Annotated in this window: 6 protein-coding genes; all 6 read left to right on the top strand. The window is 35.3% G+C overall.

Annotated features, from left to right (window positions below; all coding sequences use genetic code 11):
• The first annotated feature begins 477 nt into the window (after window positions 1-477).
• Complete coding sequence (gene rpsB / locus T529_RS0101525; RefSeq protein WP_033161850.1) at window positions 478-1,329, top strand: 30S ribosomal protein S2; 852 nt, start codon at window positions 478-480, stop codon at window positions 1,327-1,329.
• Between the two features lie 57 nt (window positions 1,330-1,386).
• On the top strand, window positions 1,387-2,274 hold the full coding sequence (gene tsf / locus T529_RS0101520) for a translation elongation factor Ts (RefSeq protein WP_033161849.1): 888 nt from the start codon (window positions 1,387-1,389) through the stop codon (window positions 2,272-2,274).
• A 53-nt stretch (window positions 2,275-2,327) separates the two neighbouring features.
• Entirely contained in the window at window positions 2,328-2,858 is a 531-nt protein-coding gene (locus T529_RS0101515; protein WP_033161848.1) for an ECF transporter S component, read from the top strand.
• A 68-nt stretch (window positions 2,859-2,926) separates the two neighbouring features.
• Entirely contained in the window at window positions 2,927-3,511 is a 585-nt protein-coding gene (locus T529_RS0101510; RefSeq protein WP_033161847.1) for a hypothetical protein, read from the top strand.
• 120 nt (window positions 3,512-3,631) lie between these two features.
• On the top strand, window positions 3,632-5,536 hold the full coding sequence (gene htpG, locus T529_RS0101505; protein ID WP_033161846.1) for a molecular chaperone HtpG: 1,905 nt from the start codon (window positions 3,632-3,634) through the stop codon (window positions 5,534-5,536).
• Between the two features lie 92 nt (window positions 5,537-5,628).
• Window positions 5,629-6,036 (top strand): hypothetical protein, encoded by a 408-nt coding sequence (locus tag T529_RS0101500; protein WP_033161845.1) that lies wholly within the window; start codon window positions 5,629-5,631, stop codon window positions 6,034-6,036.
• Window positions 6,037-6,065: the final 29 nt, after the last annotated feature.

Below are 6,065 nucleotides of genomic sequence, written 5' to 3'. Positions count from 1 at the left end.
ATACTGAAGACATATTTCTCGTCTTTTCTGGTGATATTCACATCCTCAACTGTATCTGGATCAAGATCCAGCATATAGCATAATTCTTTATTGTCCATAATTTCATTCCCCTTCATCTAAGAGACGGACTTCATTATTATGCATAATTTAAAAGGATCATGAAACATAAGTTCATGACCCCACGATATTTTATTGCCTCATATCTAAATGACCCCACAATTATTTAAAGGGCTACTGTGACCCCACGATTATTTAATATACCAAAATTAATCAGGTTGAAAGACCTGATTTTTTTGTTATGCATATGTAAGATTTTCTTGACTTTATCATTGTTTTTGTATTGTCAAAATAAAATGAATATGCTAAAATACATGAGGTGTTTTAAATACACACATCATGGATTCAGCATCCTTGTGCCAATATTTGGTGGATGTTGTTAGAAGTGATGGAGGAAAAAACGAAAAGGAGGAAATTACAATGGCTGTAATTTCAATGAAGAAGTTATTAGAAGTTGGTGTTCATTTCGGACATCAGACAAAAAGATGGAACCCTAAGATGGCTCCATACATCTTTACATCAAGAAATGGTATCTACATTATTGATTTAAAGAAATCATCAGATAAGATTGATGAAGCTTATAAGGCAATGATGGATATCACTGCTAAGGGTGGTAAAGTATTATTCGTAGGTACTAAGAAACAGGCTACTGAAGCTGTTGCTGAAGAAGCTACACGTTCTGGTTCTTACTATGTTAACTCTCGTTGGTTAGGTGGTACTTTAACAAACTTCAGAACAATCCAGAAGAGAATCAAGAGATTAATCGAATTAGAAAAGATGGAAGAAGATGGCTCTTTAGAAAACTACACTAAGAAAGAAGCTATCCTTATGATGAAAGAAAAGGCTAAGTTAGAAAGAAACTTAGGCGGTATCAAGGAAATGAAGAAGCTTCCTGATGCAATCTTTGTTGTAGACCCTAAGGTTGAACACAATGCTGTTGCTGAAGCACACATCTTAAACATCCCAGTATTCGGTATCGTTGATACTAACTGTGATCCTGATGAAGTAGATTATGTTATCCCAGCAAATGATGATGCAATTCGTGCTGTTAAGTTAATCACTGCAGCTATGGCTGATGCAATCTGTGAAGCAAAGGGTGAACCTACTACAGTTGCTTATGCTAAAGATGAAGATGGTGACAAAGAAGTTACTATGAACGATGCAGTTGCTTCTGTTGAAGAATCTCGTAATAGAGGTCCACGTTATAAGAATAACTATAGAAATAGAAATAACGGCAAGAACTTCAAAAACAACAACAATAAGAATGCTTAATAGAATAGGGAAGTCGTTACTTCCCTTTTCTTAAATAAAATAATGGAGGAAGAAAAAATGGCAATTAGTGCTAAGTTAGTCAAAGAACTACGTGAAAAGACAGGCGCAGGCATGATGGACTGCAAAAAGGCTTTAGATGCTACTAATGGTGATCTTGAAGCAGCATTTGACTGGTTAAGAGAAAAGGGTATCGCTAAGGCAGCTAAGAAAGCTGACAGAATCGCTGCAGAAGGTTTAGCAGCATTCGCTATCGATGGTGACAAGGCCGCTTTAGTTGAAGTAAACTCTGAAACTGATTTCGTTGCTAAGAATGAAGAATTCAAGGAATTAGTTAACATGATTGCTAAGGCTGTAGCTGAAGCTCAGGTTAATACTGTTGAAGAAACATTAAAATTAGTTGTAGATGGTCAGGACTTAGATACAATCATCAAAGAAAAGACTGGTAAGATTGGTGAAAAGCTTTCTTTAAGAAGAGTTGTTGCTATGAGCAAGTCTGAAGGCGAAACATTCGGTGCTTATTCACATATGGGTGGTACAGTAGCTGCTTTAGTTAAGGTTGCTAATGCTGATGATGAAAAGGCTAGAGATGTTGCTATGCACGTTGCTGCCTCTGCACCACAGTATATTTCAGAAGATGAAATTCCTGAAGATGTAAGAGAAAGAGAATTAAATGTCTTAAAGACTCAGGCTTTAGAAGAAAATGCTAAGGCTGCTAAACCAAAACCAGAAAATATCTTACATAAGATTGTTGAAGGTCGTTTAAAGAAGAACTTCAAGGAAGTATGCTTAAACGATCAGGCATTCATCAAGAATCCAGATCAGACAGTTGCTCAGTACTTAGGCAATGGCAAGGTTGAAATGATGGCTCGTTTCAAAGTTGGCGAAGGTATCGAAAAGAAAGAAGAAAACTTTGCTGCTGAAGTAGCTGCACAGATGAAAGCATAAATGATACATAAAGCGATGGCAACATCGCTTTTTTTATCATTATTTGATGAATTATGACGAAAACAAAAAGACTCGTTACGGGCGCACTTATGCTTGCCTTAGGCATGGTGCTGCCCTTTGTAACAATGCACATACCTTTTCTTGGCGTGATGCTTTCACCCATGCATATTCCATCTTTGCTAACGGGATTCTTATGTGGACCAGCTTTAGGATTGCTGATTGGTTTTATCATGCCTTTACTTCGCTCTGTTCTTTTTGGTATGCCAGCATTCTATCCCAATGCCATGAGCATGGCTTTCGAGCTTGCGACATATGGTTTTGTCTCAGGCTTTATCTATCATCGCTGGAAAACACAAAATCTCAAAAAGGTCTATTTAACGCTTCTTGTCAGCATGTTATTAGGGAGAATAATCTGGGGTATTACAAGAGTTGTCATGCTTGGTATGATGAAGACGCCTTTTTCCTGGCAAATCTTTATTGCCGATGGGTTTATTAGGGCCATACCTGCAATCATTCTCCAGCTTATTCTTATTCCCTTCATCCTTGATCGTCTCAATCAAGCTCGTATTCTTCCCTATAAATAAAGGCCAACCTTTTTTCATTGTTGTCTCTTGAGACAACTGCCTATATAACAAAATAGCGAGGTAAAATTATGAGGTATCATGTTTCATCTAAAAAAAGATTAAAATATATGCATCATATGAATAAATTACGCTATTTAGAGAACGGCTATTTTCATTTTATCCATATGCTTCAGTTTTTGGTTCCTATTTTAGCCTTCATATTCTTTGCAATCTATGATATACGCTTTTATATAAGAAATCAGATAACACTTTTATTAATTGGTAGTGAACTATTCTTTATTATCGTATTATGGGCCTTGATGCGTTATATATCAATCTTATCAACTGGTGAGAGCTATAATATGAAAGAAGAAGCATTAGAGTTCTATAAGGGTGGTTTTATTTATAGCTATCTTGATCACCATGATAAGAAGGAACGTAGTATTGTCTCGTTGAGTGTTCGCTACAAGGATATTAAGTACTTTGAATATGATGATTATACGGGCTTTATTAGGATTGTTGGCATCTTTTCCTATACCTACTATGTTAATGGACATATTAGTGAAAAGAGTATGAGAAATGAAATTCATATGATTAATGACTTTGAGAAGGACTTTGTAAAAGTGTGTTCAAAGAATGGTGTTCATATACACTATCAGACACGCGAAGGCTAGTCCTTCTTTTTATCAGGAAAATTCCTATTATTTAGCACTCATGTATTGACTGTGCCAGCAAGTTCGCTATAATAGACATTAGCAGTTAGTTATGATGATTGCTAAAAGGAGAGTGTAAACATGAGTGATAAAAAACAGTTTAAAACAGAATCAAAAAGATTGCTTGATTTAATGATTAACAGCATCTATTCTCATAAAGAAATTTTCTTGCGTGAACTTATTTCCAATGCTTCCGATGCATCTGATAAGCTCTACTATAAAGCATTACAAGAAAATATTCAGGGAATCAGTCGTGAAGATATGGCAATTTATTTAAAGGCTGATAAAGAACAGAGAACTTTAACAATTGAAGATTATGGTATTGGTATGAGCAAGGATGAATTGGATTCTTTGCTTGGTACAATTGCTCACAGTGGTTCAGATGAGTTCAAGAAAGCTTTAGAAAAAGGTGTTGATAATGTTGATATTATTGGACAGTTTGGTGTTGGCTTTTATTCAGCCTTCATGGTAGCAGATAAGGTTGAAGTATTCTCTAAGAAATATGGTGAAGAAAAGGCTTATGTCTGGGTCAGTGATACAAGTGATGGTTATGAGATTAATGAAGCAAGCTTAGATCATCATGGGACAATGATTGTTCTTCATATGAAACCTAATACTGAAGATGAAGATTATGATCAGTATCTTGAACAGTATCGTATTGAAGCTTTAGTCAAGAAGTATTCGGACTATATCAGATATCCAATCAAGATGGATGTGACTGTTTCTAAGAAAAAGGAAGGCACTGAGGACGAATATGAAGATGTAACAGAAACACGTGTGCTCAACTCAATGGTTCCTTTATGGAAGAGAAATAAGAAAGATATCACTAAAGAAGAATATGATAACTTCTATAAAGCAAAGTTCAATGACTTTGAAGATCCACAGCGTGTTATGCATAACCGTGTTGAGGGTAATGTCACATATGATTCATTGCTTTTCATTCCAAGTCATACTCCACAGAACTACTATTCAACAGATTATGAAAGAGGCTTACAGCTTTATAGCAGAGGCGTCTTTATCATGGATAAATGCAAGGATCTTGTTCCAGAACATTTCCGTTTTGTCCGTGGTCTAGTTGATTCAGAAGACTTAAATCTGAATATCTCAAGAGAAATGCTTCAGCATGACCGTTCATTAAAAGTGATTGCTGATCGTATTGAAAAACGTATTTCTTCTGAACTCGAAAAGATGTTGAAGAATGAGCGTGAAGAATATGTCAAATTCTTCAATAACTTTGGTATGCAGCTTAAGTTTGGTATTTACAATTCTTATGGTATGCTGAAGGATAAATTACAAGATTTATTAATGTTCTATTCTGCCAACAAGAAGGAATTGATTACTTTAAGAGAATATGTTGATAATATGGCTGAAGGTCAGACTGAAATCTATTTTGCGAGTGGTGAAACAACCAATAAGATTGACTTATTACCACAGGTTGAAGCTGTTAAGGACAAGGGTTATGATATTCTTTATTTGACTGATAATGTTGATGAATTCTGCTTACAGATGATGCGTGATTATGATTCAAAGACATTCAAGAATGTCACTCAGGGTGATTTAAATATTGAAACGGAAGAAGAAAAGAAGAACCTTGAAGAACAGACAAATGACAATAAAGATATGATTGATGCCATTAAGGAAGCCCTTGGTGATAAAGTACAGGATGTGAAATTAACAGCACGTTTAAAGAATCATCCAGTCTGCTTAACAAGTGGTGAAGGCTTATCATTTGAAATGGAAAAAGTGCTGAAAGCTATGCCAGATGCCCAGGCACAAGAACTCAAGGCTGGCCGTATTCTTGAAATCAATCCAAACCATGAACTCTTTAGCTCATTAAAGAAAGTTTATGAAAAGAATCATGATGCCTTGAAGGATTATGCTTCCATCCTCTTTGATCAGGCATTGTTGATTGAAGGCTTTACGATTGAAGATCCAGTTGATTTCTCCAACAAGATTACAAAACTTATGATTGAAGCAAGTAAATAATATAGGTCCTAGCATTGTCTAGGACTTTTTTCTACTATCTTGTCTTTTCACTCTAATCATGGTAGTATAGCGTGCAATGGAGGGCTATAAGTATGAATGATTTCATTAATGCCATAATCAATATCTATAATACCATTACGGGTTTTATTCAAAGCGTTTCAGAAACCATTTCCAGCCTACAATTACAGTTTTCTCACTTTAAATATATTTCTTTATTAAGACTGAAGAATTTTCTGATTCTTGTAGTTTTGCTTTCGATACTTATTCTTGTTGTCTTTGTGGTCAGAAAGATTCTCTTTATGCTTGTTGATGAACATTATGATGATCAAGAAAAGCCAAAGAAGCGCAGGATAAGAAGAAAAAAACAAGAAACTCTTTCACAAGATACAAATAACGATACGCATATTCATCAGGATGAGGATTTCTTTCAACAATTTGATGATCGTGATGATGATTTATGGTATGTGAATTCTAAATATCGTAAAAGAAGTGGTCGCTAAGAGATAGAATCTTTCATGATGATGTTGTA

This window comes from Sharpea azabuensis DSM 18934 (genome assembly GCF_000702165.1).
In the GTDB taxonomy this organism is placed as follows: domain Bacteria; phylum Bacillota_I; class Bacilli_A; order Erysipelotrichales; family Coprobacillaceae; genus Sharpea; species Sharpea azabuensis.
This window is presented reverse-complemented; position numbering and strand designations above follow the sequence as displayed.

Bases quoted from the DNA above. Each gene is read 5' to 3' on its own strand.
- htpG (WP_033161846.1), top strand. From the start codon at position 3,632: ATGAGTGATAAAAAACAGTTTAAAACAGAATCAAAAAGATTGCTTGAT.
- tsf (WP_033161849.1), top strand. From the start codon at position 1,387: ATGGCAATTAGTGCTAAGTTAGTCAAAGAACTACGTGAAAAGACAGGC.
- T529_RS0101510 (WP_033161847.1), top strand. From the start codon at position 2,927: ATGAGGTATCATGTTTCATCTAAAAAAAGATTAAAATATATGCATCAT.
- T529_RS0101515 (WP_033161848.1), top strand. From the start codon at position 2,328: ATGACGAAAACAAAAAGACTCGTTACGGGCGCACTTATGCTTGCCTTA.
- T529_RS0101500 (WP_033161845.1), top strand. From the start codon at position 5,629: ATGAATGATTTCATTAATGCCATAATCAATATCTATAATACCATTACG.
- rpsB (WP_033161850.1), top strand. From the start codon at position 478: ATGGCTGTAATTTCAATGAAGAAGTTATTAGAAGTTGGTGTTCATTTC.